The sequence below is a fragment of the Nocardioides sp. P4_G4 genome, assembly GCF_056401085.1.
The window spans coordinates 1-25,542 of record NZ_JBFUKA010000054.1; the positions used below are offsets into that span (position 1 = coordinate 1).

28 protein-coding genes are annotated in these 25,542 nt (G+C 72.2%); 13 read left to right on the forward strand and 15 right to left on the reverse strand.

The features are described 5' to 3' along the window. The 5 genes from AC1DQF_RS13665 to AC1DQF_RS13685 all read left to right on the forward strand — a co-directional run. Positions 1–596 (forward strand): anti-sigma regulatory factor (locus tag AC1DQF_RS13665; RefSeq protein WP_477525764.1); only part of this gene is annotated, 596 nt, incomplete at its 5' end. A 47-nt stretch (positions 597–643) separates the two neighbouring features. Further along, positions 644–1,528, forward strand: coding sequence for an STAS domain-containing protein (locus AC1DQF_RS13670; protein WP_477525765.1), 885 nt, complete (start codon positions 644–646; stop codon positions 1,526–1,528). Next, positions 1,452–1,898, forward strand: a complete 447-nt coding sequence (locus AC1DQF_RS13675) for an STAS domain-containing protein (RefSeq protein WP_477525766.1) — start codon at positions 1,452–1,454, stop codon at positions 1,896–1,898. Before AC1DQF_RS13670 ends, AC1DQF_RS13675 begins: the two co-directional genes overlap by 77 nt. Beyond that, positions 1,883–2,209, forward strand: a complete 327-nt coding sequence (locus AC1DQF_RS13680) for a phosphatase RsbU N-terminal domain-containing protein (RefSeq protein ID WP_477525767.1) — start codon at positions 1,883–1,885, stop codon at positions 2,207–2,209. Before AC1DQF_RS13675 ends, AC1DQF_RS13680 begins: the two co-directional genes overlap by 16 nt. 67 nt (positions 2,210–2,276) lie before the next feature. After that, positions 2,277–2,930, forward strand: a complete 654-nt coding sequence (locus AC1DQF_RS13685; protein ID WP_477525768.1) for a DUF998 domain-containing protein — start codon at positions 2,277–2,279, stop codon at positions 2,928–2,930. Here the strand turns inward: AC1DQF_RS13685 and AC1DQF_RS13690 are convergent. After that, positions 2,887–3,891: a beta-ketoacyl-ACP synthase III gene (locus AC1DQF_RS13690; RefSeq protein ID WP_477525769.1), complete on the reverse strand. Its 1,005-nt coding sequence runs from the start codon at positions 3,889–3,891 to the stop codon at positions 2,887–2,889. The two genes, AC1DQF_RS13685 and AC1DQF_RS13690, sit on opposite strands and share 44 nt — an antisense overlap. A 64-nt stretch (positions 3,892–3,955) precedes the next feature. Between AC1DQF_RS13690 and AC1DQF_RS13695 the strand changes: the two genes are divergently transcribed. Both AC1DQF_RS13695 and AC1DQF_RS13700 read left to right on the forward strand, forming a co-directional pair. Further along, positions 3,956–4,630, forward strand: coding sequence for a VOC family protein (locus AC1DQF_RS13695; RefSeq protein ID WP_477525770.1), 675 nt, complete (start codon positions 3,956–3,958; stop codon positions 4,628–4,630). Positions 4,631–4,646: 16 nt separating this feature from the next. Next, positions 4,647–5,657, forward strand: a complete 1,011-nt coding sequence (locus AC1DQF_RS13700; RefSeq protein WP_477525771.1) for a serine hydrolase domain-containing protein — start codon at positions 4,647–4,649, stop codon at positions 5,655–5,657. Positions 5,658–5,678: 21 nt separating this feature from the next. On the opposite strand, the gene AC1DQF_RS13705 is transcribed toward AC1DQF_RS13700, so the two are convergent. After that, complete coding sequence (locus AC1DQF_RS13705) at positions 5,679–6,230, reverse strand: hypothetical protein (RefSeq protein ID WP_477525772.1); 552 nt, start codon at positions 6,228–6,230, stop codon at positions 5,679–5,681. A gap of 229 nt (positions 6,231–6,459) precedes the next feature. Here AC1DQF_RS13705 and AC1DQF_RS13710 point away from each other — a divergent pair, with 229 nt between their 5' ends. Beyond that, positions 6,460–6,630 (forward strand): hypothetical protein, encoded by a 171-nt coding sequence (locus AC1DQF_RS13710; protein ID WP_477525773.1) that lies wholly within the window; start codon positions 6,460–6,462, stop codon positions 6,628–6,630. Between the two features lie 33 nt (positions 6,631–6,663). Here the strand turns inward: AC1DQF_RS13710 and AC1DQF_RS13715 are convergent, their stop codons facing one another. From AC1DQF_RS13715 to AC1DQF_RS13755, 9 genes are all read right to left on the reverse strand, one after another. Beyond that, positions 6,664–6,804 (reverse strand): hypothetical protein, encoded by a 141-nt coding sequence (locus AC1DQF_RS13715; RefSeq protein ID WP_477525774.1) that lies wholly within the window; start codon positions 6,802–6,804, stop codon positions 6,664–6,666. A gap of 67 nt (positions 6,805–6,871) precedes the next feature. Beyond that, complete coding sequence (locus tag AC1DQF_RS13720; protein ID WP_477525775.1) at positions 6,872–7,612, reverse strand: energy-coupling factor ABC transporter ATP-binding protein; 741 nt, start codon at positions 7,610–7,612, stop codon at positions 6,872–6,874. Continuing rightward, complete coding sequence (gene cbiQ / locus AC1DQF_RS13725; protein ID WP_477525776.1) at positions 7,609–8,277, reverse strand: cobalt ECF transporter T component CbiQ; 669 nt, start codon at positions 8,275–8,277, stop codon at positions 7,609–7,611. The genes AC1DQF_RS13720 and cbiQ overlap by 4 nt, the downstream gene beginning before the upstream one ends. Next, complete coding sequence (locus AC1DQF_RS13730) at positions 8,277–8,603, reverse strand: PDGLE domain-containing protein (RefSeq protein WP_477525777.1); 327 nt, start codon at positions 8,601–8,603, stop codon at positions 8,277–8,279. Before AC1DQF_RS13730 ends, cbiQ begins: the two co-directional genes overlap by 1 nt. Further along, the gene (locus tag AC1DQF_RS13735) at positions 8,600–9,286 is read right to left on the reverse strand and encodes an energy-coupling factor ABC transporter permease (RefSeq protein WP_477525778.1); all 687 of its coding nucleotides are present in this window, start codon (positions 9,284–9,286) and stop codon (positions 8,600–8,602) included. Before AC1DQF_RS13735 ends, AC1DQF_RS13730 begins: the two co-directional genes overlap by 4 nt. A 106-nt stretch (positions 9,287–9,392) precedes the next feature. Then, complete coding sequence (locus tag AC1DQF_RS13740; protein ID WP_477525779.1) at positions 9,393–10,946, reverse strand: HoxN/HupN/NixA family nickel/cobalt transporter; 1,554 nt, start codon at positions 10,944–10,946, stop codon at positions 9,393–9,395. Continuing rightward, entirely contained in the window at positions 10,943–12,250 is a 1,308-nt protein-coding gene (locus tag AC1DQF_RS13745) for a tetratricopeptide repeat protein (RefSeq protein ID WP_477525780.1), read from the reverse strand. The genes AC1DQF_RS13740 and AC1DQF_RS13745 overlap by 4 nt, the downstream gene beginning before the upstream one ends. An 80-nt stretch (positions 12,251–12,330) precedes the next feature. Then, positions 12,331–13,824, reverse strand: a complete 1,494-nt coding sequence (locus AC1DQF_RS13750; protein WP_477525781.1) for a DUF4331 domain-containing protein — start codon at positions 13,822–13,824, stop codon at positions 12,331–12,333. Between the two features lie 186 nt (positions 13,825–14,010). Further along, positions 14,011–14,436 carry a pyridoxamine 5'-phosphate oxidase family protein gene (locus AC1DQF_RS13755; RefSeq protein ID WP_477525782.1) on the reverse strand — a complete coding sequence of 142 codons (426 nt, stop codon included), beginning with the start codon at positions 14,434–14,436 and terminating at the stop codon, positions 14,011–14,013. A 379-nt stretch (positions 14,437–14,815) separates the two neighbouring features. Between AC1DQF_RS13755 and AC1DQF_RS13760 the strand changes: the two genes are divergently transcribed. From AC1DQF_RS13760 to AC1DQF_RS13780, 5 genes are read left to right on the forward strand one after another with little or no spacing between them, the layout of a single operon-like run. Then, positions 14,816–15,460 carry a response regulator transcription factor gene (locus AC1DQF_RS13760; RefSeq protein ID WP_477525783.1) on the forward strand — a complete coding sequence of 215 codons (645 nt, stop codon included), beginning with the start codon at positions 14,816–14,818 and terminating at the stop codon, positions 15,458–15,460. A 10-nt stretch (positions 15,461–15,470) separates the two neighbouring features. Further along, positions 15,471–16,628 carry a MalY/PatB family protein gene (locus AC1DQF_RS13765; RefSeq protein WP_477525784.1) on the forward strand — a complete coding sequence of 386 codons (1,158 nt, stop codon included), beginning with the start codon at positions 15,471–15,473 and terminating at the stop codon, positions 16,626–16,628. 19 nt (positions 16,629–16,647) lie between these two features. Beyond that, positions 16,648–17,847, forward strand: a complete 1,200-nt coding sequence (locus tag AC1DQF_RS13770) for a nucleotide sugar dehydrogenase (RefSeq protein WP_477525785.1) — start codon at positions 16,648–16,650, stop codon at positions 17,845–17,847. A gap of 5 nt (positions 17,848–17,852) precedes the next feature. After that, positions 17,853–18,527 carry an alpha/beta hydrolase gene (locus AC1DQF_RS13775; RefSeq protein ID WP_477525786.1) on the forward strand — a complete coding sequence of 225 codons (675 nt, stop codon included), beginning with the start codon at positions 17,853–17,855 and terminating at the stop codon, positions 18,525–18,527. Positions 18,528–18,575: 48 nt separating this feature from the next. Further along, positions 18,576–20,138 carry a phospholipase D-like domain-containing protein gene (locus AC1DQF_RS13780; protein WP_477525787.1) on the forward strand — a complete coding sequence of 521 codons (1,563 nt, stop codon included), beginning with the start codon at positions 18,576–18,578 and terminating at the stop codon, positions 20,136–20,138. A gap of 55 nt (positions 20,139–20,193) precedes the next feature. On the opposite strand, the gene AC1DQF_RS13785 is transcribed toward AC1DQF_RS13780, so the two are convergent. From AC1DQF_RS13785 to AC1DQF_RS13800, 4 genes are read right to left on the reverse strand one after another with little or no spacing between them, the layout of a single operon-like run. Beyond that, on the reverse strand, positions 20,194–21,741 hold the full coding sequence (locus AC1DQF_RS13785) for a glycosyltransferase family 2 protein (RefSeq protein ID WP_477525788.1): 1,548 nt from the start codon (positions 21,739–21,741) through the stop codon (positions 20,194–20,196). Then, a complete protein-coding gene (locus AC1DQF_RS13790; protein ID WP_477525789.1) occupies positions 21,738–23,492 on the reverse strand; it encodes a glycosyltransferase in 1,755 nt (584 codons plus the stop codon). Before AC1DQF_RS13790 ends, AC1DQF_RS13785 begins: the two co-directional genes overlap by 4 nt. Beyond that, positions 23,489–24,487: a hypothetical protein gene (locus AC1DQF_RS13795; protein WP_477525790.1), complete on the reverse strand. Its 999-nt coding sequence runs from the start codon at positions 24,485–24,487 to the stop codon at positions 23,489–23,491. Before AC1DQF_RS13795 ends, AC1DQF_RS13790 begins: the two co-directional genes overlap by 4 nt. 9 nt (positions 24,488–24,496) lie before the next feature. Beyond that, positions 24,497–25,540, reverse strand: coding sequence for a sulfotransferase family protein (locus AC1DQF_RS13800; protein ID WP_477525791.1), 1,044 nt, complete (start codon positions 25,538–25,540; stop codon positions 24,497–24,499). Between the last annotated feature and the right edge of the window lie 2 nt (positions 25,541–25,542).

Genomic DNA, 25,542 nt, shown 5'->3' on the forward strand with positions numbered 1-25,542 from the left:
GCCTGCGGGTGGAGTACCTCCTGGCCGCCGAGGGCATCGAGCCGCCGACGGATCGCTGCCGGCCAACGCTGCGGGCGCTGTCCAGCGGTGACCGGCGGCGCCAGCGGGAGCTGGACGTCCACGGCCACCTGCTCGAGTGCACGACATGCGCGCAGCTCGCCGATCGGCTCTTCGAACGCCGCGGGCAGCCGGCCGATGACGGCGTCGTACGGGTGGCGGTGTCCCGGGACGCCGACGTCGTCACGGCCCGGCAGCAGGGTCGCGAGGTCGCGGCCAGCGCCGGCTTCTCGATGTCCGACCAGACGCTGATCGCCACCGCGATCTCCGAGATCAGCCGCAACATCGTCAAGTTCGCCGACCGGGGCGTGGTGACGGTCTCGCTGCTGTCGGAGGACGGGCGCCGAGGCATCAGCGTGGTGGCCCGCGACGTCGGACCGGGGATCGCGGACCCCGGGGAGGCGTTGCGGGACGGCTTCAGCACCTACCACGGGCTGGGCCTCGGCCTCCCCGGCGCGAAGCGCCTGATGGACCGGTTCCACCTGACGTCGATCCCCGGCGACGGGACCACCGTGACGATGGAGAAGTGGTTGCGATGAACCGAGCAGCACCTACCCACGAGCAGCGCACGAGAGGCGAGGACGTCATGACCGATCACTCCAGCAACCCGGCCGGTGCCGAACCCGCACACAGCGACGACACCCTGCTCCCCGAGCTGGTCGCCCACCTGCGCGACAACCGCACCCAGCTGCGGCAGCAGTGGGCCGAGCGGATCACCGAGGCGCACCTGCTCTCCGGCATGACGAACCAGGAGGTCTTCTCCGAGGCGACCTCGGTGTACGACAACTACGTCGAGGTGCTCGAGACGGGCAGCGTCCGGGCGCTCCAGCACTACGCGCGCGACCTCTCCGAGCGGATCATCCCGCGCGGCGTCGAGACGCACGAGGTCATCGGGATCGTCCTGCTGCTGCGCGACGTCCTGGCCCGCTCGCTCTTCGAGAAGTACCGCGAGGACTTCGAGCTCCTCAACCGGGTGCTCGACGCGTACGAGCCGGCCGCCAACCGGATCGCCAACACGGTGGCCGTCAGCTTCGTGGAGCAGCGGGAACGGGTCATCCGCGACCAGCAGGACGCGCTGCTGGAGCTGTCGACGCCCGTGCTGCAGGTGCGCGAGCGGCTCCTGATCCTGCCGATCATCGGCGTGCTCGACCAGGACCGGGCCCAACAGCTCACCGAGCAGCTGCTGCACGGGATCCGGGCGCACCGGGCGAAGCTGGTGGTCATCGACATCACCGGGGTCGCGGACATGGACGAGACCGTGGCCAACTCGCTCGTCGACACCGTCACGGCCTCCCGACTCATGGGAGCCGACGTGATCATCACCGGGTTGTCCTCGGAGATCGCCCAGACCCTCGTCACCATCGGGGTCGACCTCAGCAAGATGCACACGGTCGGTGACTTGCAGGGCGGCATCGAGGAAGCGGAGCGGCAGCTGGGGTTCCGGGTCTCGAAGGTGGCCGATRCCGACTGATGCGCCCGCAGCACCCCGTGCGCCCCTGCCTGTCTCGATCCTGTCCCAGGGGCCGAACCTGATCGTCTCGATCCACGCCGCCCTCGACGACCAGCAGCTCGTCCGACTGCAACGCGACCTCCTCGAGCGGGTGGGACGGGACCGGTCACGCGGGATCCTGATCGACGTGGCGGCGCTGGACGTCCTCGACTCCTTCGCCGCGCGCACGCTGGCCGACCTCGCCTACATGGCGCAGCTGCGCGGCGCCCGGACCGTCGTCGTCGGCATCGCCCCGGAGGTCGCCATGACACTGGTCCGTCTCGGCGTACGGATCCCGCTGACGCAGACCGCGCTGGACCTCGAGGAGGGCCTGGCGTGGCTGGGGGTGTGACGGACCCGCTGGAGCGCTTCCGCCTCGACTACGCCCCCCTGCTCCTGCGCCACCTCGCCCGGCGGGACGAGTCCGGGCTCCAGGCGGCGTACCAGCTCGGGCGTCGGGCGATGCAGGAGTCGGTCGGCCTCCTCGACGTCGTACGGGTGCACAACGACCTGTTCCTCGAGGTCCTGACCACCGTCCGCGACCTCGACGAGGTCACCGACCTGACTGCGACCGCGTCCACCCTCCTCATCGACCTGATCGCCTCGTTCGAGGTGGCCCATCGCGGGTTCATGGACGTACACCGTGAGACCCCGCCCCGCTAGGCGAGGCCGCTGCGAGACCCGCGGCGTCATGGCACGGACCTGACCCGACCGCGTCTACGGTGACCCGGTGCCTCCCACCACGCTGCTCGCCGAGCCGGCCACCCGTACCCGGGCGCTGCGATGGGGAGCGGTCGCCTTCCTCGCGCGGCCGGCGTACATCGCGACCGAGCTCGTCGTGGCGGCCGCGACCACGGGCGGCTACAGCTTCGTCGCCGACTCCGTCAGCAAGCTCGGCGAGGTGGGTTGCGCGCCTGCGTACTGCTCACCGCGCCACGAGCTGATGAACGGCTCGTTCATCGGCTTCGGGGTCCTGCTCGCCGGCGGCGCGCTGCTGCTCTCGCGTCCCGCGGGACCGTGGGTCACGGGTCTGCTCGTGGTCTCCGGGCTCAGCTCGGTCGCCACCGGCCTCGCACCTCTCGACCAGGACGCCACGCTCCATGCCCTTGCCGCCACGCCGTTGTTCGTCGCCCAGCCGGTCGCGCTGGTCGCGCTCGGCCTGCGGCTGCGTGACGACCGACCGCGACTGGCCAGGGCGCTGCTGGCGACGGGAGCGGTGACCGGTGCCGCTGCGGTCTCGTTCGTGCTGTCCGGGGACGGTCCGGCCTCCGGTGCCCTCGAGCGGCTGGCGCTGTGGCCCGTGCTGCTCGGGCTCGCCGCGTTCGCCTGGGAGTGGCGACCTACTCGTGGGGAGGCAGCGTCACGACCTGGCCGGCGTAGCTGAGGCCCGCTCCGAAGGCGATCAGCAGCGCCATGTCCCCGGCCCTGGCCTCGCCCTTGCGCAGCATGGCCTCCATCGCGAGCGGCACGGACGCCGCCGAGGTGTTGCCGGAGTCCACGATGTCGGTGGCGACCGCCACGGACTCGGGGAGCTTGATGTTGCGCGACAGGGTCTGGGTGATGCGCAGGTTGGCCTGGTGCGGGATGAAGGCGTCGAGGTCGTCCACCGAGACGCCGGCGCTGGTGAGTGCCTCGTGGGCGACCTCGGCCATCGCGAAGGGAGCCCAGCGGAAGACCGCCGTCCCTTCCATCTGCACGACCGGGTGGTCGGCCTTCGCGTCACCGTGCCCGCCGAGGCAGCTCGGGGTCTGGTTGATGACGTGGGCCTGCGAGCCGTCCGAGCCCCAGGCGGTCGGTCCGATGCCGGTCGCGTCCGCTGGTCCCACCACGACCGCGCCGGCTCCGTCGGCGAAGATGAACGCCGTACCGCGGTCGGTGGGGTCCATGAAGCGGCTGAGCTGCTCGACCCCGATGACCAGCACGTACTTCTCGGCGCCGGAGCGGACCATCGAGGACGCCAGGTTGAGCGCGTGGCAGAAGCCCGCGCACCCAGCAGAGACGTCGAAGGCCGCCGTCGTCGACCCGAGCCGGGTCGCGACCTGCGGGGCGGAGGCGGGCGTGTGCTCCGGGTGGGTCGAGGTGGCGACGATGACACAGCCGAGCTGGTCGGCGCTCACGCCGGACACGGCGAGCGCGCGCTCGGCAGCGGTGGTCGCCATGTCGATGAGGCTCTCGTCCGGGCCGGCGAAGCGCCGCGTCCTGATGCCCGACCGGCTCTGGATCCACTCGTCGTCGGAGTCGAGGACCTCGCAGATCTCGTCGTTGGTGACGACCCGCTCGGGTCGGTAGACCCCCAGGCCCAGCATCGCGGCGTTCGTGAGTTCGGTGGTCTGCTGGATCGTCATGTCGCGAGCATAGGCACGTCCCGTCCGGGCTGACCCGACGCCGCCGTCCTGATCTACTGGAGCCATGAGCCTCGTGACCTGGCAGGACCTGTGCATCGATGCGATGGACGTCGAGACCCAGTCACGATTCTGGGCCACGGTGAGCGGCCTGGCGGTCGGGGACGGCAGCGCTCCCGCCCGCCTCGACGGACCGACCCCGCGGCACACGCTGTGGGTCAATCCCGTCGACCGCCCTCACCGGACGAAGAACCGCACCCACCTCGACGTCGACTGCGCGTCGGTCGAGGACCTGGTCGCCCTCGGCGCCACGGTGCTCGCACCGGCCGCCGGGACGGGCTTCGGGTGGACGGTGATGGCCGACCCGGAGGGCAACGAGTTCTGCGCCTTCGAGCGCACCCCCGACCGGCTGCCGGCCTACCGCATCCACGGGATCGGCGTCGACTGCGCCGACCACGAGCTGCTCGCCCGGTGGTGGGGTGACCTGTTCGGCGCCGAGCCGACGTACTACGCCGAGCACGACGTCTGGACCCTCACCGGCGTCGCGGTCGACGACCGGATGACGCTCGACTTCGCGCCCGTCCCCGAGCCGCGCACCGAGCCGAACCGACTGCACTGGGACGTCGTGGGTCGCGTGGACGACCTGCTCGCTCGCGGCGCGACGCACCTGTGGGACCAGCCGCGCTGGACGGTGCTGGCCGACCCCGAGGGCAACGAGTTCTGCGTCTTCCCACCTGCCTGAGGCCTACGCTGGACGCATGCCCGACAGCGAGGCCCTGCGCGACGCGGTTCGACTGACGGCCGAGCGCACCGGGTTCTCCGGCGTCGTGCGCGTCGACCGTGCGGGCCAGACCGAGCTCTGTGTGGCCCACGGGTACGCCGATCGGGCCCACGCGATCGCGAACACCGTCGACACCCGGTTCGCGATCGCCAGCGGGTCCAAGACGTTCACCGCACTGGCGGTCATGGCGCTGGTCGAGCGCGGGACGCTGTCGCTGGGTACGACGGCCCGGTCGCTGCTCGGCGACGACCTGCCGCTCATCGCGGACGACGTCACCGTGGAGCACCTGCTCGCCCACCGGTCCGGGATCGGCGACTACTTCGACGAGTCGAGTGCGGACGTCACCGACTACGTGATGACCGTGCCGGTCCACACGCTGGCCACGACCGAGCAGTTCCTGCCCGCGCTCGACGACCACCCGACCGTCTCCCCCGCCGGCGACCGCTTCGCCTACTGCAGCGGCGGCTACGTGGTGCTGGCCCTGCTGGCCGAGCGCGCGACCGGCACCGACTTCCACGAGCTGGTCCGCGCGCTGGTGTGCGAGCCCGCCGGCATGACGGACACCGCGTTCCTGCGCCTGGACGAGCTCCCCGGCGACGCGGCGCGGGGCTACCTCACCGTGGACGGACTGCGGAGCAACGTCCTGCACCTGCCGGTCCTCGGCAGCGGGGACGGCGGCGCGTTCACCACCGTCGCCGACCTGCACACCTTCTGGGCCTCGCTGCTCGCGGGCCGCATCGTCTCGCCGTCGACGGTCGCGGAGATGCTGCGACCGCACAGCGACTGGCCCGAGGAGTCCCGGCGCTACGGCCTCGGCTTCCACCTCGGCGCGACCGGCGACACCGCCTGGCTCGAGGGGTCCGACGCGGGTGTCTCGTTCACCAGCCTGCACCAGCCCTCGACCGCGACCACCTGGACGGTGGTCTCGAACACCTCGCGCGGCGCCTGGCCGATCGTCACGCTCGTCGACGAGCGGCTCGGCACCTAGCTCGGCACCTAGGGAGCCGGGTCAGGTGACGTGCACGGCGGCCGGCCCGGCGGGCACCTCGTACTGGTGGTTCCGGGCGGTTCCGCCCTCGAGCTCGGTGAGGACGTGGTGCGCGAGGCGGGCCGTGGGAGGCGCGAGGAACAGGGACTGCGCGGCGTACGGCCGGCCCGACCAGGTGTCGGGGAGCTGGTGGCGTATCCGGGCGTCGAGCAGCTCGAGCGGACGCCACCCGGGGACCGGGCGCGAGCGCATCGGGGCGACCTGCTCGATCGTGTCCCACTGCCCCGCCCACAGCTTCACGTAGAGGTCGAGGGCCGCGGCCAGGATGGCAGGGTGCTCGTCCACGACCACGAACCGGTGGTGCACGCGGTAGCCGTACGGGTGCCGGGGGGTCCGGACGACACCGGCGCGCTCGGCCACCACGGTGAGGTCGAGCTCGCAGGCCGTCAGGTCGTCGAGCCGGACGGCGCACAGGCGCGCGGCGGCCGCCCAGTCCCCGGCGACCACGTCGGACAGTGTGTCCAGGGCGGGCGCGAGCAGTCCCGCTCCGGGGTGGGTGATGGTGACGGTCATGGGGGCCTCCGGCCGACAGCCTCGGGCACCGCCGCCGGACCCGGGTGACCCCTGCGCGGTTTTCCCGTGAACGGGTGACGCGGCGTCACCGCTGGACCGCGACTCACCCACAGAGGGGGAGGCGCGGGACGCCGGGCCGGCGCACGCTGGAGTCTCGAGGGCTCGCGATCTCGGCGAGGAGGCTCTCCCAGCAGCCAGCGGCGCATCCGCGCCGGGAACGGAGCCCGTCATGCCCCACACCCGTCCGACGATCGGCTCCGTGGCCGACCTCACCGGCTGGACCGAGGGCCAGATCCTGGCCTTCTGCGGCGCGGCGTTCGCTGCAGGGTGCGCGGCCGCGATGGTCGCCTCACTGCACGCTGCCGACGTCGTGCTCGAGGCCCTGCCCCGGACGCGCTAGCAGCACGAGCCGGACGTCCGTGCGCCTACACGCTCAGCGCGTGGGGCCCTGGTTGCGGCGGTCCTTGATCTGCTGCAGCGCCTGCTTGATCTTCGCCTGGTTCTGGGGCTTGCGTGCCTCGTCGAACACCATCTTGGCGACCCCGAGGGCGCCGGCCTTCTTCATGAATCCCATGCCCGCAACCTAACGGGGCCGGCCAACAGTGCGGGTCGGCACCGGCGCGGGAGCACCACCTGAGGAGTCAGCACCTGCGGGGGTCGAAACCGTAGGGCAGCTCGAGACGGTGCGACCCCATCAGTGCTTCGTCGGTGAGGATGTCGAGGGTCCGACCCTGCGCAGCGATGACGCCGTCGGAGAGAACGACCGCCCGGGGGCACAGCTGCAGGGCGTAGGGAAGGTCGTGCGTGACCATCATCAAGGTGACGTCGAGGCCGGTGAGGATGTCGGCGAGCTCGCGGCGGGACGCGGGGTCGAGGTTCGAGCTCGGCTCGTCGAGCACGATGACCTCCGGCTCCATCACGAGCACGGTGGCCACGGCCACGCGGCGTCGCTGGCCGAACGACAGGTGGTGCGGCGGGCGGTCGACGAAGTCGGCCATGCCCACCATGTCGAGCGCTGCCATCACGCGCCGGTCCAGCTCTGGGCCACGGATCCCGAGGTTGCGCGGGCCGAACGCGACGTCGTCGCGGACGCTCCCCATGAAGAGCTGGTCGTCGGGGTCCTGGAAGACGATGCCGACACGACGGCGGATCTCGGAGAGGTTCTCCCGGACGACCGGGAGTCCCGAGACGCTCACCGTGCCCCGGCCGGGCATGAGGATGCCGTTGAGGTGCAGCACGAGGGTGGTCTTGCCGGCACCGTTCGGCCCCAGGACGGCCACCCGCTCGCCACGGTGCACGTGCAGGTCGACGCCGAACAGCGCCTGGTGGCCGTCGGGATAGGCGAAGGCCACGGACTCGAGGTCGAGGACGGGGGCGGTCATTGACGGGCACTGCCGTCGTAGCCGCGGGCGATCATGGCCAGGTGCACCCGCTCGCCGCGCTCGAAGGAGCGGATGAACAGGGCTCCGACCGAACGCCCGAGAACCGGCCAGTGCCGCGGGTTGCGGGCCGTGAACCCGCGGGACTCGCGGGCGGTCTTCATCCGGCGCAGCTCGTCGGTGACGACGTCGAGGTAACGGACCATGAACCCCATGATCTGCACCAGCTGCGAGGGCACTCGGAGCCGCTCGAGCCCGGCGAGGAGGTCTCGCGGATCGGTCGTGGCGGCGAGCAGGAGGCTGGCGAGGACGCCGAGGGTGGCCTTGGTGACGAGGCCGGCGGCGGCGACCAGGCCCGGCACGCTCAGCGACAGCCCGGCGACCTGGACGACGGTGCCGGAGGCGACGAACGGCAGCACCGCGGCGAAGACGAGCACCGGGGTCTCGACGACCATGCGTCGCGCCAGGTAGGGCACGGGCACGCCGGACACGGCGACCAGGACACCGAGCACGACGGCGTACGCCGCGAAGGCGGGGAACCACACGAGCGGGGTCGCCACGACGACGAGCATGAAGCAGACCAGGCCGGCGACCTTCAGGTGGGCGGGGGCACGGTGGAGCGGGGAGTGGCCGTGGAAGTGCAGCCGGTGTCCGTGGGGGGCGCCCATCACTCGCTCCGGTGGCGCGGACGGACCGGGGCCGGCCCGGTCGAGCGTCGGAGGCGGAGGAGCAGGGACGAGAGCCCGAGGACCACCAGGCAGCCGAGCACTCCGGCCAGACCACCCGACAGACGGGAGTGGTCGACGCCGGCGACCTCGTAGCCCGCGAGCGGGCTGCCGTCGGAGACCTTCTCCGCCGACGTGAAGCCCAGGTCCCCTGCGACCCTGGTGAGCCCGTCGGGGCTGACCGAGGCGTAGTGGCTGACCGCGCCGGCGACGAACAGCGCGATGACCAGGCCCGTCAGCAGCACGGTGCGCGTGGAGACGCTCCTCATGCCGACACCGTCCGGGTCTCCAGCTCGCGGGCGGCCAGCAACCCCTGCGCACCGTGCGCGAGGTCCGGGCGCACCGACACGATCCCCGCGACGACCATGAACGTGATCACGGCCTCCCCGATCCCGATCAGGACGTGCACGCCGAGCATCGCCGACAGCAGCGTGTCGAACGGGATCGGGACGACACCGCCGACGGAGTAGAGCAGCACGAACGTCGCGGCGCTCGCCACCACGGAGGCGATGGCACCGAGCGCGGCGGCCGGTGCCACCATCGACATCCGCCTGGGCAGCACCAGAAGTGCACCGCGGAAGACGACGTAGCCGACGACCACGGCGACGACCCCCATCAGCACGACGTTGGTGCCGAGGGCGGTGATGCCGCCGTCGGCGAAGAGCAACGCCTGGACCACGAGGACGACCGTCATGCACAGCAGACCGGTGTAGGGGCCGACGAGGACGGCCGTGAGGGCACCCCCCATGAGGTGCCCGCTGGTCCCCCCCGCCACCGGGAAGTTGATCATCTGGCCGGCGAAGACGAAGGTCGCGATGATCCCGGCGAGGGGTGCGACCCGGTCGTCGAGCTCGCGCCGCGCGCCGCGCAGGGCGATGGCGACAGYGGTGGCCGCCACGCCCGCGGTGACCAGCGAGGTCGGTGCGTCGAGGAATCCGTCGGGAACGTGCATGAGTGACCTCCCGGTCCTTGTTGCACTCGATGTGCAACAACAGTCGTTCGGCGCGACGCCGCGTTCCGGATGGGAGATCGACGAAGAATCTGTGACCCGGCTCTCGTCAGAACCCGATGAGCGTGCGGATGACGACCCCGGCACCGACCGCGCAGATGCCCAGCGCGGCGCCGTACCTCAGGAAGGTCCGCAGCTTGCCGGCCAGGAAGCCGCGCTGGAGCGCCAACCGCTCGAGCCTGGTCACCACGTCGCGGGCCAGCAGGCCCACCGCGGCCAGGGAGGCGGCCATCCCGATGCCGAAGGCGAGGACCAGCACGAAACCGAACCATGCTCGCCCCACGGCCACCGCGGCGAGGAGCAGCAGCAGCGCCGACGGGCTGGGCACCAGGCCTCCGACCAGGCCCATCACCGCGACACTCCAGCGGCCGGGCGCGGTCACGGCCTCCGCAGGGGCGTGTACGACGGCGGGCGTGGTCGCGACCGACACCGATCCGGCCGGCGCATGGTCGTGGTCGTGCGAGTGGTCGTGCGAGTGGTCGTCCTGGTCGTCCTCGTGGTCGTGCGCCGGAGCGGCGGGGGCGTCATCGTGACCGTGACCGTGGCCGTGGCCGTGGCCGTGCCCGTGACCGTGGCCGTGGCCGTGGCCGTGGCCGTGGCCGCCGTCCGTGCGGAGTCGGGCCAGCAGGTAGAGCCCGAGGCCCACGATGAGCAGGCCGGTGGCGAGGGTGAGCCACGGATAGATGCGGGCGGGCACGAAGGCACTGCTGAGCGAGACGAGCACGCCCAGCACGAGCACCGAGCCGGTGTGCGCCGCGGTGACGGCACTGCCCACTGCGAAGGCCGAGCGCACGGAGTTGTCGCCGCGCTGGGAGAGGTAGAACGCCATCACCGTCTTGCCGTGACCGGGCGAGAGGGCGTGCGTGGCGCCGAGGGTGAGGGCCACCAGGACGGCGAGGAAGGCGGCGATCCAACCGCTCTCGCCGAGGAGCGAGGTGGCGCGGGCCGAGAGCCAGCTGCCGCTGGTGGCGGTGGGGCCGTCGTCCTGCGTGCCGGGGAGCACGCCGGAGGGTCCGCCCGGGGACACGACGAGCGTGGCGGAGGTGACGTCGAGCGGGGACTGCAACAGGTCCTGGGGGTAGGTCGTGAGACGGTCGCTCGTGCTCTCGCTCGGGACGTCGGAGCTGGTCAGGGTCATCTCGTCGCCGACGGCGGTGACCTCGCGCCACCCCACCGATCCTGGTGCGGTCGTGTCCTGGAAGGTGATCTGGCCGGCGCCGACGTCCGCGGCTCCGGAGTACGCGCAGGAGATCCGGGTGATCGGCAGACCGCCCTCGCCGTCACCGAGCGAGGCGGACGCGTCCTCGAGGGTCAGGCGCACGGCGGTGCCGCCCGCCTGCAGCTCCAGCCCACGGGCAGTGGTGGAGCACTCGCGCTGCGCCAGGGCGGGCAGGTCGTCGATCGCCCGGCCGAGCTGGGCCGTGGGGATCTCGGCGAGGTCGACCACGTGGTCGACCTGCACGCCGGTGGGTGAGACGAGGATCCCGGTGTAGCGGTTGACCGTGAAGTTGCCGAGGGGGTGCGCGGATGCGGGGGCGGCCGTGACGAAGAGGCTCACGGCGATGGCGCCGAGGGCGAGCAGGAGACGCGCGAGGGCTCTCATCGGCTTCCCTCGATCCGGGAGAGGGCCGTGCGGGCGCGGTTGCGCTGCCACGGGGACAGGCCGGGGTCGGTGTCGAGCCCGCGCTGCAGGTGGGTCCGGGCTGCGCCCGTCATCCCCAACGTCGACTCGATGGTGCCGCGGTGGATCCAGAACTTCGCCTCCGGCGAGCCGAGCCGGGTKGCCGCCCGGGTCGCCTCGAGCGCCTCGCGGTCGCGACCGTTGCGGTGCAGTGCCCAGGCGAGGGCGTCGGCCACGTGGACGCTCTTGCGTTGCCGCCACTCGGCGCGCGCCTGCGTCAGGGCCCGGTCGGCCGATCCGTGGTCGGCCTCGAAGAGCGCGGTCTCCAGGTCGGTGCGGACGCCGCTGGCGTCGAGCAGCTCGATCGTGGTGCGCACGACGGCGAACTGGGCGTCGGCCTCGTCGGACCGACCGAGGTGCTCGAGCAGCTCACCGAGCTCGGTGAGGTACTCCGGCAGGGGCTGGCGGGCGACGACGTCCTGCCAGGTCTCCACCGCGCGTTCGAGATCACCGCGCGCGACCTGCAGACGGGCGGAGGACACGAGCCCCGGCAGGTAGCCCGGCACGGCCTCCTGCACGATGTCGAGCTGGCGTCCGGCCGCGGCCAGCCGGTCCTGCTTGCGCAGGATGTCCGCGGCGAGGGTCAGGGTGTACGCCTTGTCGGCGCGCGAGCCGGCGGCGGCCGCGCGGCGCAGGATGCCGAGGGCACGGTCGAGGTCCCCCCGGAGCTCGTAGGCGTAGGAGTAGCGGGCCGCGACCGCCGTGCTCGGCTGGAGCCGGTCGGCGGTGCGCAGGGCCTTCAGCTGCTCGTCGTACCGGCCGAGCTCGTTGAGGGCGTCGACCCGGATCGCGAGCGCACCGAGGTCGCGCGGGTTGATCGCCAGCGCCTCGTCGGCGCTCGCCAACGCGTCCGAGAAGTCGTGGCGGGCCGAGGAGATCGCGGCCCGGGCCGCCAGGGCGGCGAAGTTCTCGTCCGGCTCGACCTCGAAGGACCGGGCGGCGGCCTCGTCGGCCTTGGTGTAGTAGGTGGCGTTGCCGGTGACGCGGGCCTGCTCGACGTAGGCCACCGCGAGGTTGGCCCAGGACGCGTGGTCGCCGGGCACGCGCCGCAGGGTGTCCTGCAACGCGACGATGCTGGCCGTGAGGTCCTGCCCCGAGTCGGGCACGACTCGGGTCACGGAGGCGGCCGGCGAGACGGCCTCAGGACCGGACGTGGTCGCGACGCCGATGCCGCCGGAGACACTGAGCACGAGGCCGATGCCGATCACGGTGAGACTCTTGCGCATGGGGCGTCCTTTCGACGTGGAGCGGTGGTGCAGCCCGACCGCGCGACACACACGCCGCGCGGTCGGGCTGGTGGGGAGGGTCAGTCCTTGCGCTTCTGGCGGGCAGCGCCGCCGATGCCGCCGAGCATGGCCAGGAGCCCCACACCGACGAACGCGAAGGAGTTCTGACGGGTGGGCAGGATGCCCTGCACGAGACCACCCGTGTCGGCGGACTGCTTCGCCGAGCCACCCGTGGACGGGTGCGGGTCGGCGTTGCTGCCGCTGGCCGGGAGCGCCAGGTACGGGAACGTGCCGCTGAACGCGGCGTCGTTGGCGTCGACGCCGTCACCGAGGTCGTTGGCGGAACCCACGAGCTCGCCCTCGACGACCTGCAGCGCGATGTCGATCACGTCGTCACCGAGGCGTCGGCCGTTGGGGAAGCCCTGCGTGTCGCCACCGATGACGCCGAGCCGGTTGGGCTCCGCGGTGACGGGGGTCGACATGTTGAGGCGCAGCTGCTCGCTGGGCGTCACCTTGCCCTTGGCCTTGTTGAGTCCCTTGACGCCCGTGAGGAACACCGACACGAGGTCGTTGCGCGGGGTCTTCGGCGCGTCGATGCCGTAGACGGACTCGACGAGCTTGGGCAGCTCGGGGTTGGTGACGTACTTGAGCGCCCCGACGTCCTGCGTCGGCTGGGAGGCGTTGAACCCGTCCTTGAGCTTCAACGGGATGACGACCTCGTTGACCAGCGGGTTGCCGAGGCGCGAGACCTGGACGTACTTCCCGTTGGTCGACTTCTTCTGGGTCGTCGACCACGTGCCGATGACCGGGTTCTTCTTGGCGTTGCCCTTCTTGGCCACCCAGCGCTTCGGCACCTGGAGGGCGACCGACTGGACGTTGAAGCCGGCCAGGGTGTCGTCCCCGGCCTCGGAGAGGTCGCCGCCGTAGAGCAGGTCGAAGACCCGCAGGTCGAGGAAGAACGGGTCCTCGGCCTGACCGACGAAGGACTTGACGTTCTTCTCCGGCATCGTGGTCGCCTGAGCACGCAGCGCGGCGTAGTCGGGCATGGACGCCTTGCCGATGTTGGACGGCGCCACCCGCTTGTTGTTGACGATCGTCTTGACCTTGCCGCTCTTGGAGATCCTGACCAGCTTGTAGGTCTGGTAGAAGTTCAGGTTCTTGTCCTTGAGCGAGGTCACCGGACCCGTGGCCGCCAGGAACGTGTCCTTGGTGACGTAGTGGTCCTTGAAGGTCCACCGGAACGTCAGGTCGGGCTTGGCGTCCGCGTTGTTGTCGACGTGGATGTCGTACTGCGCGTCCGTGGCGAAGCTGTAGAAGTTCGGGCCACCGGCCGGCTCCTCGAAGGGCAGCCAGTTGGCGACCAGCGTGACCGTTCCCTGCTTCTCCGGGCTGCGGAACGCGTAGAGGTCGGTCGTGTCGTACTGCGGCGTCCCCGAGATGAGCGGCGCCTCTCGGTGGCTTGACGCGGTGGCGGCGAGCGGCCCGAGACCGGCGAAGCCGACTGCTGCCAGCATTCCTCCGGTGCAGGCCAGGGCGACTGCCCCTTGCCGCTTGGTGGGTCGTGAGCGGTTCATCAGCAACTACTCCTTGTGTTGGCCCGGACCGCGGTGGGGCATGCGGCCGATTCGGGCAGCCCGAGACCCTTGGGCGGGTCAGGGTGCGATGTGTTCGGAGACACACCGGCCCACGGATTGGAGCAGGTCGAGGCGCGCACGACCCCTCGGTGGCGAGACGACCACCTCGCCCGTCGCGCCGAGACGTCAGTCGTGCGGGCGCAGGTGCAGCCACGGACGGGCCAGCGAGAACGCCCGTCCGGACACGACCCGGGGGGCGATCTCGACGACGTTGTACTTCAGCGTCGGCACCCACGGCCGCAGCGGCACGTTCTCCGAGCGGTGTGCCTCGTCCTCGGGAAGCAGACGCGCCGACCCGCGTACGACGACGCTGCGCGCGGACTCCTCGTCGTACCGGTCGATCTCGAAGGCCACCTCGGACCCCATCGCGACCGACAGCAGCTTGTTGCCCTCGGCGGTGCGGAAGAGGAGGGTCTCGCCGTCGACGGCGTAGTTGATCGGGGTGATGTGGACCTCGTCGACCAGCCGGAAGGCAAGGCGCCCGAACTCCTGCTCGCGCAGCATCTCCCAGCACTCGGCCGCCGACAGCTCGGTCACCACGTCCTCGTCCATGCCCACCACTCCCTCGCATCGCTGGTGCACCGGATCGCCGCTGCCCTGTCCGCAACGTACGGCGGGGCGTCGCGGCGCGACCAGACCCGAAGGTCCTCCGATCTGTGAGATCTGCTGGCGCGGATCCGTCCGGATCGTCTAACCTCGTGCCACCTCTCGAGGGACCCGCCGCCCTGCGCGACGGGTTTGCGACTGGCGAGTGTGGGTGGCTCCGGCCCGACCCGCACCCCGGCTGGAAGCGTGCGACACCTCGCCACGCCGGTGGCGCGACAGCCGCATGTCGCCCCACCGGCGTGGCTCCCAGCCCGAGTCTTCCGCGTACGGCCCAATCGGTTTACGATGTAAAGCGATATTCGTGGAGGAGAGGACTTCTGGTTCGATGGTGCTGAAGGTTGCGCTCGTCGATGCCGACGAGCTCGTCGTACGCGGCGTGGCCGCCATGCTGCAGGCCCACGGTGACAGCTGCCAGCTCGTCGACCTGTCGTCCTCGTCCGCCGACATCGTCCTGTGCGACACCGTCGCGACGATCCAGGGCCAGCGTCGGGTGGCGCAGCTCCTGGCCGATCGGAGGATCGGCAAGGTGGTCGTGCACACCTGGAACTTCCAGCCCTGGTTGGCCGGGGACCTCATCCGTCAGGGCGCGTCCGGCTACCTGTCGAAGGCGCTGACCGCCTCCGAGCTGGTCACCGCCCTGCACGCCGTGCAGACCGGCCGCGTGGTGGTGGCGCCGGATCGCCGGGGCACGCAGGACGGCACCGCCTGGGTGGGTCAGGACCAGGGCCTGACGGCGCGCGAGGCGGAGGTGCTGTCGCTCATCGCCGGCGGCCTGTCCAACACGGACGTGGCCACGCGGATGGGACTGTCGATCAACTCGGTCAAGTCCTACGTGCGGTCCTGCTACCGCAAGATCGACGCCGACAGCCGCTCCCAGGCGGTCCTGTGGGCACTGACCCACGGCCTCGGGCCCGGCCACGAGACACGCTCCGAGCCGGAGGAGGAGCGCCGACGCGACCGGCCCGCCTAGGGTCGTGAGAGTGATCCGCGACCTCACCGACGCCGAAGCGCGCCGCGCCCTCGTCCTCAAGTGGGGCACCGTCGAGCCCGACGTGATCCCGGCCTGGGTGGCCGAGATGGACTACGCACTGGCGGACGTCGTCACCGACGCCCTGCACGCTGCGATCACCGCCGGACAGACCGGATACCCCCCGTTCGAGACGGGTGGCGAGCTCGGCCGGGCGTACGCCGCGTGGGCCGGGAGGCAGTTCGGCCACCGGGTCGAGCCCGACCACGTCATCCCGGTCGTCGACGTCACCGCCGGGGTGCGTCTCGCCCTCGACGTGCTGTCCGACCCCGGCCCGATGGTGATGCCGGTCCCGGCGTACAGCCCGCAGCTCGACGTCGCGGCGATCACCGGGCGGGAGCGGCGCGACCTCGTCGTCGACCCGGACGACGACCGCGCCGGGATCGACCTCGACCGGCTCGACCGGCTCTTCACCGAGGGGGCCCGCACCCTGCTGCTGACGCAGCCGCACAACCCGTGGGGACGGGTCTTCGGCCGCGCCGAGCTCGAGGGGATCCGCGACGTCGTCGCCGCGCACGGGGCGCGGGTCATCAGCGACGAGATCCACGCTCCGCTCGTCCTGCCCGGGGCCGAGCACGTCCCCTACCTCTCCCTGCCCGGCACCGCCGACCACGCGGTGGCCGTCGTCGCCGCGTCCAAGGCGTTCAACACCGCCGGGCTCAAGTGCGCCCAGCTGGTCACCGGCGACGACGCGACCCGCGACCGGCTGTTCTCGGTGCCGATGGCCCGCAACGACTCCTGGTCGACGCTCGGCGTGGTGGCCGCGGTGGCGGCCTACACCCACGGCGACCCGTGGCTGGCGGCGCTGCGCGCGCGGCTCGGCCGGCAGCGCACCCTGCTGGCGGAGCTCCTGGCCGAGCACCTGCCGCTGGCCCGGATGCGGCCGCTGGAGGCGACGTACCTCGCCTGGCTCGACCTGCGCGCCTACGCGCCCGAGGGCCGCGACGACTGGGACCCCGCGGCCGTGATCCTCGAGAAGGGCCGGATCAAGGTCTCCCCCGGCCACGACTACCACCCCGGCACCGGCGGGCACGTGCGCCTCAACATCGCCACCTCGCCGGAGCGGCTGACCGAGATCGTTCGCCGCACCGCCACCGCGCTGGGCGCGTGACTCGGGCAGAATGCGCCGCGTGACCACGCAACCCACCAGGATCGCCGTCGCCGGACTCGGGTACGTCGGCCTGTCCATGGCCGTGCTCCTCTCCCGCCACCACCAGGTCGTCGGCCTCGACCTCGACGAGTCGCGCATCGACACGCTGCGTGCGGGCAAGAGCCCCATCCACGACGAGGACATCGAGCGCTTCCTCGCCGAGGAGGACCTGGCGGTCACGTTCACCACCGATCCCGCCGAGGCCTACGCCGGCGCGGAGTACGTCATCATCTCGACCCCGACGAACTACGACGAGGTCACCAACTACTTCAACACGGCCTCGGTCGAGGCGGTCATCGCCGACGTCGTGCGGCACGCGCCCGACGCGACGATGGTCGTGAAGTCCACGGTCCCGGTCGGCTTCGTCGAGGACGTGCGCGCGCGGCTCGGCACCGACAACGTGGTCTTCAGCCCGGAGTTCCTGCGCGAGGGCCGGGCCCTGCACGACAACCTGCACCCCGCGCGCATCGTGGTCGGCGAGGACAGCGACCGGGCCCGCCGCTTCGCCGCCCTGCTCGTCGAGGGCTCAGACGAGGACGACGTACCGACGCTGTTCACCGCACCCACGGAGGCCGAGGCGATCAAGCTCTTCGCCAACACCTACCTCGCGATGCGGGTGGCGTTCTTCAACGAGCTCGACTCGTTCGCGCTGTCGCACGGGCTCGCGACGCGGCAGATCATCGACGGCGTCGGGCTCGACCCGCGCATCGGCACGCACTACAACAACCCGTCCTTCGGGTACGGCGGCTACTGCCTGCCCAAGGACACCCGGCAGCTGCTGGCCAACTACTCCGAGGTCCCGCAGACGCTCATCACCGCGATCGTGGACGCCAACACGACCCGCAAGGACTTCATCGCCTTCGACATCCTCGACCGCAAGCCGCGCGTCGTGGGCGTGCACCGGCTGCTGATGAAGGCCGGGTCGGACAACTTCCGCGAGTCCTCGGTGCAGGGGATCATGAAGCGGATCAAGGCCAAGGGGATCCCGGTCATCGTCTACGAGCCCGAGATCGGCGGTGCGCACCTCGACGCCGACGGCCGGTTCTTCGGTTCGGAGGTCGTCAGCGACCTCGACGCCTTCAAGCGGGACGCCGACGTGATCGTGGCCAACCGGATGGTGCCCGAGCTCGCCGACGTCGCCGACCGGGTCTACACGCGGGACCTCTTCGGCTCGGACTGACGGCCGTGGTCGCCGCTGTCTTCGTCCACGGTGCCGGGAAGTCCGGCACGTCTGCCTGGCCGCTCCAGGCCGAGGATGCAGAGGTCGGCTGGCACTTCCTGGACCGAGGGCCCGGGGGTGACTCGGCCGCGCGCGACGCTCGTCGCATCCTCGACATGCTGTCCTCGACCGGCGGCGGGCACCTCGTGGCCCACTCGTACGGCGCCAACGCGGCGATCCTCGCGTCGCAGCGAGAGCCCGGCCTGGTTCTGTCCCTGGCCCTGCTCGAGCCGGCGTCCTTCGACCTCGCTCGCGGCCGACCGGCGGTGGAGGCACACGTCTGCGACATGACACCCGTGTTCGACGTGGCGCACGATCCCTCGGTCTCGATGCGCGAGTTCTCGCTGCGCTTCGCGGCCGCCATGGGCTTCGAGCCCGACCCCTCGTGGAGCGCAGAGGACGAGGTCCGGGTCGGCCGGCTCCGCGACCTCCAGCCTCCGTGGGGTGTCGGCCTCCGGCCGGAGGCGGGGCTCCCGGTGCGGACCCTCGTCCTCACCGGGGGGTCGAGGGCGCTGTACGAGGACACGGCGCAGTCGCTCGGCGTCCTGGGCGCCACCCACCGGATCGTGGACGGGGCCGGGCACCGCGTGCAGGACCATCCCCTCACGACCGGGGTCCTGCGAGAATTCTGGGCGGACTGAGCAGACACCGTGCCGAGTGCATACTGACTGCATGGTGGAGGCCGGGCAGTGGTTGCTCTCCCAACGGGAGCGCGGCACCCGCAGACCCGGCTCGACGCCCGCCACGCCGGGGACCACGCCTGGTCGGAGGGCAACCTGGTGACGCCGTTGGTCCACGGAGCGGTCTACTTCCGGGCGCTGTACCTCGCCGTCGAGGCGGCCCGGGAGGGCGACCTGGTGCTGTTCACCGACTGGCAGGGTGACGGCGACGAGCGACTCACGGGTGACGCCGGCAGCGAGGTCGTCGAGGTCCTCGGCCGGGCCCACGCCCGGGGCGTCGACGTGAAGGGCCTGGTGTGGCGCTCGCACCTCGACCAGACCGGGTTCTTCGCCACCGAGAACCGCCACCTCGGGGAGCAGCTGAGCCGGCGCGGCGTGGAGGCGCTGCTGGACATGCGGGTGCGCGCGGGCGGGTCCCACCACCAGAAGTTCGTCGTCATCCGGCACCGGGACGACCCCGTGAGGGACGTGGCGTTCGTGGGCGGGATCGACCTCGCCCATGGTCGGCGTGACGACGCCGACCACGACGGTGATGCGCAGCCGCAGGCGCTGACGCAGGAGTACGGCTCGCACCCGCCGTGGCACGACGTCCAGGTCGCCATCCGGGGGCCGGCCGTGCACGACGTCGAGACGGTGTTCCGCGAGCGCTGGGAGGACCCGGCGCCGCTGTCACGGGCGCCGTGGCGGCGGGTCGCGGACAGGCTGCGTCGGCTGGCCCTGAGGCCGGATCGACTGCCGGAGCAGCGACCGCCCCCGCCGCCGGCCGGCGATCACGTGGTGCAGCTGTTGCGGACCTACCCGGACCTGCGCCTCCGTGGCCACTATCCGTTCGCCCGCGACGGTGAGCGGAGTGTCGCCCGGGGCTATGCCAAGGCGATCGGGCAGGCCCAGCGGATCGTCTACGTCGAGGACCAGTACTTCTGGGGACACGACGTGGCGCGGGTCTTCGAGGACCGCCTGCGCACCGAGCCCGGGCTCCACCTGATCGTGGTGATCCCGCTCCTCCCCGACCTCGCCGGGGCCAACCGGGTGCCGCAGATGCTCGGTCGCGCGCGCGGCCTCGACCGTCTGCTGGACATGGCGCCGGACCGCGTGGCGGCGTACGGGCTCGAGAACCGTGCGGGCACGCCGGTCTACGTCCACGCCAAGGTGTGTCTCGTCGACGACACCTGGGCCAGCACCGGCTCCGACAACTTCAGCCGCCGGTCCTGGACCCACGACTCGGAGCTCACCGCGGTCGTCCTCGACGAGTCCTACGCCCGGGACCTTCGCCTCACCCTGGCCGCCGAGCACCTCGACCGACTCGCGGCGGTCGCAGACGCCGGCCTGCACGAGACCATGGCCGACTGCCTCGACCCCGCCGGCATGTTCGAGGAGTACGCCGCGTCTGCGGCCCGGCTCCAGGCCTGGCACGACGGCGGCAGGTCGGGGAGACGCCCGCCGGGGYGGCTGCGCCCCCTGCCCGTGACTGCGCTGTCCCGGGCCGCGCGGTCGTGGGCCTGGCTGCCGCTGGACCTGGTGCACGATCCGGACGGCAGGCCGCCGGGGCTGCGGCGCGCCGGGCGGTACTGACGTCGGGAGCCCGGTGCGGGCACGGTCGGGCGCGGACAGGCGCGGTCAGGCGCGGTCAGCGCAGCCGGCTCCAGAGCCCGCGCTTCTCGTGGTGCGGCTCGTCCGCCTCCTGCTCGGCCTGCGCCGCGGGAGCCGAGTCGGCGCCCAGCTCGGAGGGGACCGGTTTCTTGAGCTTGCCGTCGTAGCGCGGCACCTCGCGCTCGGAGGTTGCGACGAAGCCGGCGTCGGCGGCCGAGAGGCGGCGTACGCCGTAGACCCGGTCCAGGGCCTCGTCCGAGGTGCCGAGGCCCAGCCAGGTGGCGCGGCTCACCGCGGCGACCCGCTCGAGACGGCCCACGCCCTCGATGACCAGGGCGCCGTCGTGGGTGCGCTCGAGGTCCTCGACCAGGGCGAGCAGGGCACCCGGGGCGGGGGCGAGGGCGGGCGAGTCGAGGTTCAGCCGCAGGCTGGACCGGGTGCGGCCCTCGGGCACGTCACCGACCAGGGCGACGCGCTGGTCGTCGCGGTAGGAGCGGTGCACGACGCGGGTCTCGAGGAGCGGGTCGGCGAGCGGGTGGATGCGCTCCTCGTGCAGGGCCGCCCAGTCGCCGGTGACCAGCACGCGCAGGTCGTCGAGGCTGGAGTCGAGGACGGCGTCGACGCAGCCCATCACCTCGTCGGCGTCGCCGCTCATCGCCAGGACGACCTCGAGGTACGGCGTCTCGTAGCGGCGGCCGCGCGCGTTGCGCTTGGGCCGCATCCCGGGCACCAGGTTGGCGAGGTAGGCGTCGTTGTAGCGGTTGACCTGGTCGCGGCGCTCCATCACGTGCGAGCGGCCGAGGTGCCACGACCTCGCGGCGTGCTCGGGGACCAGGATCCCGCCGGCCTCGCCGAGGCGGTGGCCGAGCTCCATGTCCTCCCCGAGGCGCAGGGTGGTGTCCCAACCGCCGGCCGCGTCCAGCAGGTCGCGGGAGAGCGCGAAGGTCGCGCCGACGAAGGAGCGGAAGGCGCGCGGGCCGGCCTGGGTGAGGTCGTCGGTACGACGCCACATGCCGTCGACCCACTTGTGCGGCTCGGCGGTGTCCCAGTCCCAGAGGGTGGCGACCTCCCCGGAGGCGACCTGGTCGCGGGTCGTCGCCGGGTCCTGCGCGAGCAGCCGCTCGGGGTCGACGAAGGCCTTGGTGCCGGCCACCACGGCGTAGTCGACCTCGTGCAGCCAGCGCAGCTGGGTCTCGAGGTGGTCGGGCCACAGCAGCATGTCGGCGTCGACGAAGTAGAGGAGCTCGCCCTCGCTCGCCCGGCCCGCGACCTCGCACGCGCCGGCGCAGCCCCAGCCCTCCGCGACCCGCACCACGCGCGTGTTGTCCGGGACCACCTCGGGCAGCTCGACCGGGGGCGTGCTGCCGTCGTCGGAGACCACCACCTCCATGAGGTGCGCGGGATAGGTCTGCGCGGCCAGGCCGGCGAGCACGTGCGGGAGGGTGCGGTGCGAGTTGTACGCCGGGACGACGACCGTCACGGTGCGGGTCGGCCTCCACGCCCCGACGGCGGGAGGCGCCAGGACGCCCCACTCGTTGCGGCGTACGACGGGCTGGTCGGCGCGGCGGGACACGGGCTGCCTCACGGCAGGTCCCGTTCGTCGGCCTCGAGCTCGCGGCTGGCGTGGAAGCCGGTCCACTCGCGGTCCACGATGCCGTCCTTGCGGAAGGAGTCGGCCTCGACCTGCCACGTGTGCTGGCCGGCGGCGAGCCGGCGCAGGACGTAGCCGAGGCCGTGGGTGCGGTAGATCCGGCCGCCCGCCGCCTCGATCCCGCTGAGGAGCTGGGCGTCGACGAAGCGGCGTACGGGCCGGAAGCCGCCCACGCTGCGCACCACCTCGCGGTCGGCCATGATCGTCCCGCCGGCCACGAAGCGGTTGAAGATCTCGGTCGGGTGGTTGCGGCGGGTGGTGATCCCGAGCTCGGCGAGGTGGACGAACTCGCTGGGCATCCCGACCACGTCGGCCCCGCTGTAGCGGCGCGCGAGGAGCAGGTCGACGATCGCGTGCGGGCCGTACCAGTCGTCGTCGTCGACCTTGAGCAGCACGTCGCCGGAGGCGGCCGTGAAGGCGTCGTTGAGCACGTCGCCGAAGAACGTGTCCTGGCTGCGCGGGACGAGGACGACGTCGCGACCGGGCAGGGCGGCGCGCACCTGCGCCTCGTCGGCCTCCCACCCGTGGGTGGCCAGGACGAGCTCGAAGTCGGCGTCGCGCTGGCGGGCCAGCTGGCGCAGGGCGAAGTCGAGCTGGTGGGGGCGCATGGTGGTCAGCAGGACGCTGACCTGGGGTCGTGCCACGTGCCTGATGCCGGCGCGCTGGGCGAGGCGTCCGCGCCAGGCGACGGTGGAGTGCTCGAGCAGGGCGGCGCGTCGGGTCGTGACGCTGTGCTCCTCGCGGGCGAGCGCGTCGTCGAGGTCGGGAGTGTGAGCGAGTGCCTTGCTGAGCGTCTCGCCGAGCGCCGGGCTCTCGCCGGTGGCGAGGAGGGGTACGCCGGCGGCGGCGAGGTTGGCCACGGTCTGCGGGTCGGCCGTGGTGAGGTCCACGCGCAGGCCCTGCACGTCGCGCAGCGCCGAGATCGCGGCCTCGGTGACGGCCTGGTCGGGGGCGAGGTCGCGGACCGGCTCGGTCCACTCCTTCCTCCAGCCGCGGGGGTTGACGACCATCTCGTCGACGGGCTCGAGGCCGGGGTCGCGCACCACGGTCGGGGCGCGGTCGATGACGGGGTGCACGGGCACTTCGGTGGTCGAGGTGCGAGCGGAGCGAGCCTCGAAACCCGTCACCACCACGTCGGCCGGCACCACGATCTCGTCGTCCCCGGCCTCCTCCGCCGTCTCGAACCGCTGCGCCCGCACGTCGAGCCCCGCGGCGGGCTCGCGGCCGGCGTACGCGACGACAACTCCCCCGTGCGCGGTGTCGACGCCCGGAACGGCCTGTCGAGCGAGCTCGGTCAGCACCACGTGCGCGCCGATCGGCTGCGCGAAGCGCACCACGGTGAGCACTCCGCGGCCGGCCTCCCGCGCCATCAGCGAGGTGAGCGGCGGCCACTCCGGACGCGGGACCAGGACCAGCGGCTCGGTCGCGTCGGTGAGCCAGAGCGCGACGACCTTGGTCTGGCCGACCCTGCTGATCGTGGAGGCCAGTCGCCGCAGGGAGGCGCGGTCCGCGGTCATCCACAGGACCGACTTCCAGCCGCGGCCGATGTCGGTGGTGCCTGCCATGGTCGTGAACGTGGCACCGGCCGGTGCCAGGTCGGCGGCGGACGCGTCGTCACCGATGACCAGGAGGGGCTCGGGGGAGGTGAAGCCGTCGAGGGGATGGCCGGAGAAGGACACGCTCATCGCCGGGCCTCCTGCTCGTGCGTAGGTCGTACGGGTGTCGAGGGGGCGCGCGCGGTGCGCTCACGCAGCGAGGCGGGGAGGCTGTGGGTGACCAGCGGACGCGGCTGCTGGCGCAGCCAGGTCCGGGTGACGTGGTCGATGATGTGCACGCCCTCGGGTGCCTCCACGCGCACGAGGCCACCCAGCTCCTCGGCGCGGCCCGAGCGGATCGCCTCGTCCACCTCGAACTCGCGCAGCTTGCGGTAGAGCCGGGTGTGGGTGAAGTCGACACCCTCGGTGCGCCAGTGGGCGTACTCGTCGGCGTCGAGCCACTTCACCTCCACGCACAGGCCCTGCTGGAGGACGAGGCGCTCGACTCCTGCGGGGTACTCGCGCAGCTCCCAGTCGAAGGCCTTCACGAAGGTGAAGTCCGGACCCATGGGATAGACCCACGGCTCGAGGAAGCGCAGCGAAAGGTCCAGCCAGCCGGTGCGCTCGTCGACCACGGTGAGCGGGTGCCGCGGCATGGACACGATGGTCTGCGTGGTCTCCAGCTGCCAGGCCAGGTCGCGCAGGATGCCCGCGCCCTCGGGCGTGAGCACCATGTCGCCGTCCCACTTCATGGAGTACGACGTCCCCACGTGGCTGAAGCACCAGTTGTAGAAGTGCGTGAGCGAGTGCACCGACGTGGCGGGCGTGGCCAGGTGCTCGCCGCCCGCGCGGGCCACGGCGTGCGGATAGATGAGCCCGGTGAAGCGGTCGCTCGCGCCCAGCTCGGCGGCGATCGACTCCGCGACCTCGAGCGTCCCGTCGGTCGAGCCGTTGTCGACCAGCAGCACGTGCTGGACCGCGGCGAGGATCGGCGGCAGGACCCACGGCAGGTTGCGGGCCTCGTTGCGCACCCGGAAGACGCAGGTGAGCCCGGGCGCCGGGCGCTCGCCGCGCGACCAGGGCCACGTGACGTCGTAGTCGGCGAGCCCCTCGAGGGAGGGGATGTCCGGCGTGGTGGGCGGCACGGGTGTTCCTCAGCGCTCCCGGCGCAGGGCCTTGCGGAGGCCGCGGCGGGCGCCCTCCGGGACGATCGCGCGGACCGAGTGCGGCACCCGGTCGGCCACGCTGCGGGACCCACCGTCCGCGTGACCGGCCTCGACCTCACGGCGGGCCTCGGCGGCGGCGGTCCGGCGCTGGGCGAGGGTGGTGGAGTGCGCGAACGCCTCGGCGTCGGCGTACATCTCGCCGTAGGCCACCCGGAGCTGGTCGCTGGCCTCGTGCGCCGCCGGGGTGTCGCCGCCCTCCTCGGCCAGGCCGTCGAGCACCTCCCACGTCTCCTGCGCGAGCTCACGCAGCGCGGCCGGCACCTGGACGTCGTCCCAGGTGAGGGTGACCCGGCGCAGCGAGGGATCGATGAACCTGTGGACCTGCGCGATGTCGTTGGCCATCGCCGTCTTGACCGCGGTCAGGTCGAAGGCCTCGCCGATCGCGAAGACGGGCTGGGTCCAGTCGGCCAGCAGGTCGGCGTACCGGACGAAGCGGCGCTGCTCGCCGCGGGTCGCGCGCTCGGTGTGCAGCATCATGTTGACCCACGCGGCCGTGCGGGTGACGTCGCCCTGGCGCTGGTCGTAGTACTGCTTCTTGCTGCCGATGACCTCGGTGACGGGCCGAAGCATCGTGATGTACGACGACGTCGCGTCGCAGCGGTCGGCGCACGCCCGCCACAGACCGAGGAACCAGGCGGCGCGCGGGTCCTTGACCACCAGCTCGTCGTGCTCGGCGAGCTGGGACTCCAGCCAGGTGGTGACGCGCTCGCGGGTGGCGTGGTCGCCGCTCAGCCGACCGGCCTGGAGCCAGGCCCGCGGACGGGCGTCGGAGACCTGGACGTTGCTGCGCGCGAGGAGCTCGGTGTGCAGGTCGACGACCCACTGCGGCTCGCCGAAGCCCTTGGGGTTGGTGGCGTCCGCGGCGACCTCGGGCTGCGGCACGTGCAGCCCCAGCGTCTGGAGCGTGCCGCTCATGGTGCTGGTGCCGCTGCGGCCCGATCCGACCACGAACACGACCCGGCGACTCGACATGC

Coding starts and splice junctions, on each gene's coding strand:
- AC1DQF_RS13690 (WP_477525769.1), bottom strand. CDS start 3,891: ATGACGATCCAGCAGACCACCGAACTCACGAACGCCGCGATGCTGGGC.
- AC1DQF_RS13695 (WP_477525770.1), top strand. CDS start 3,956: ATGAGCCTCGTGACCTGGCAGGACCTGTGCATCGATGCGATGGACGTC.
- AC1DQF_RS13700 (WP_477525771.1), top strand. CDS start 4,647: ATGCCCGACAGCGAGGCCCTGCGCGACGCGGTTCGACTGACGGCCGAG.
- AC1DQF_RS13705 (WP_477525772.1), bottom strand. CDS start 6,230: ATGACCGTCACCATCACCCACCCCGGAGCGGGACTGCTCGCGCCCGCC.
- AC1DQF_RS13710 (WP_477525773.1), top strand. CDS start 6,460: ATGCCCCACACCCGTCCGACGATCGGCTCCGTGGCCGACCTCACCGGC.
- AC1DQF_RS13715 (WP_477525774.1), bottom strand. CDS start 6,804: ATGGGATTCATGAAGAAGGCCGGCGCCCTCGGGGTCGCCAAGATGGTG.
- AC1DQF_RS13720 (WP_477525775.1), bottom strand. CDS start 7,612: ATGACCGCCCCCGTCCTCGACCTCGAGTCCGTGGCCTTCGCCTATCCC.
- cbiQ (WP_477525776.1), bottom strand. CDS start 8,277: ATGGGCGCCCCCCACGGACACCGGCTGCACTTCCACGGCCACTCCCCG.
- AC1DQF_RS13730 (WP_477525777.1), bottom strand. CDS start 8,603: ATGAGGAGCGTCTCCACGCGCACCGTGCTGCTGACGGGCCTGGTCATC.
- AC1DQF_RS13740 (WP_477525779.1), bottom strand. CDS start 10,946: ATGAGAGCCCTCGCGCGTCTCCTGCTCGCCCTCGGCGCCATCGCCGTG.
- AC1DQF_RS13750 (WP_477525781.1), bottom strand. CDS start 13,824: ATGAACCGCTCACGACCCACCAAGCGGCAAGGGGCAGTCGCCCTGGCC.
- AC1DQF_RS13755 (WP_477525782.1), bottom strand. CDS start 14,436: ATGGACGAGGACGTGGTGACCGAGCTGTCGGCGGCCGAGTGCTGGGAG.
- AC1DQF_RS13760 (WP_477525783.1), top strand. CDS start 14,816: ATGGTGCTGAAGGTTGCGCTCGTCGATGCCGACGAGCTCGTCGTACGC.
- AC1DQF_RS13790 (WP_477525789.1), bottom strand. CDS start 23,492: ATGAGCGTGTCCTTCTCCGGCCATCCCCTCGACGGCTTCACCTCCCCC.
- AC1DQF_RS13800 (WP_477525791.1), bottom strand. CDS start 25,540: ATGTCGAGTCGCCGGGTCGTGTTCGTGGTCGGATCGGGCCGCAGCGGC.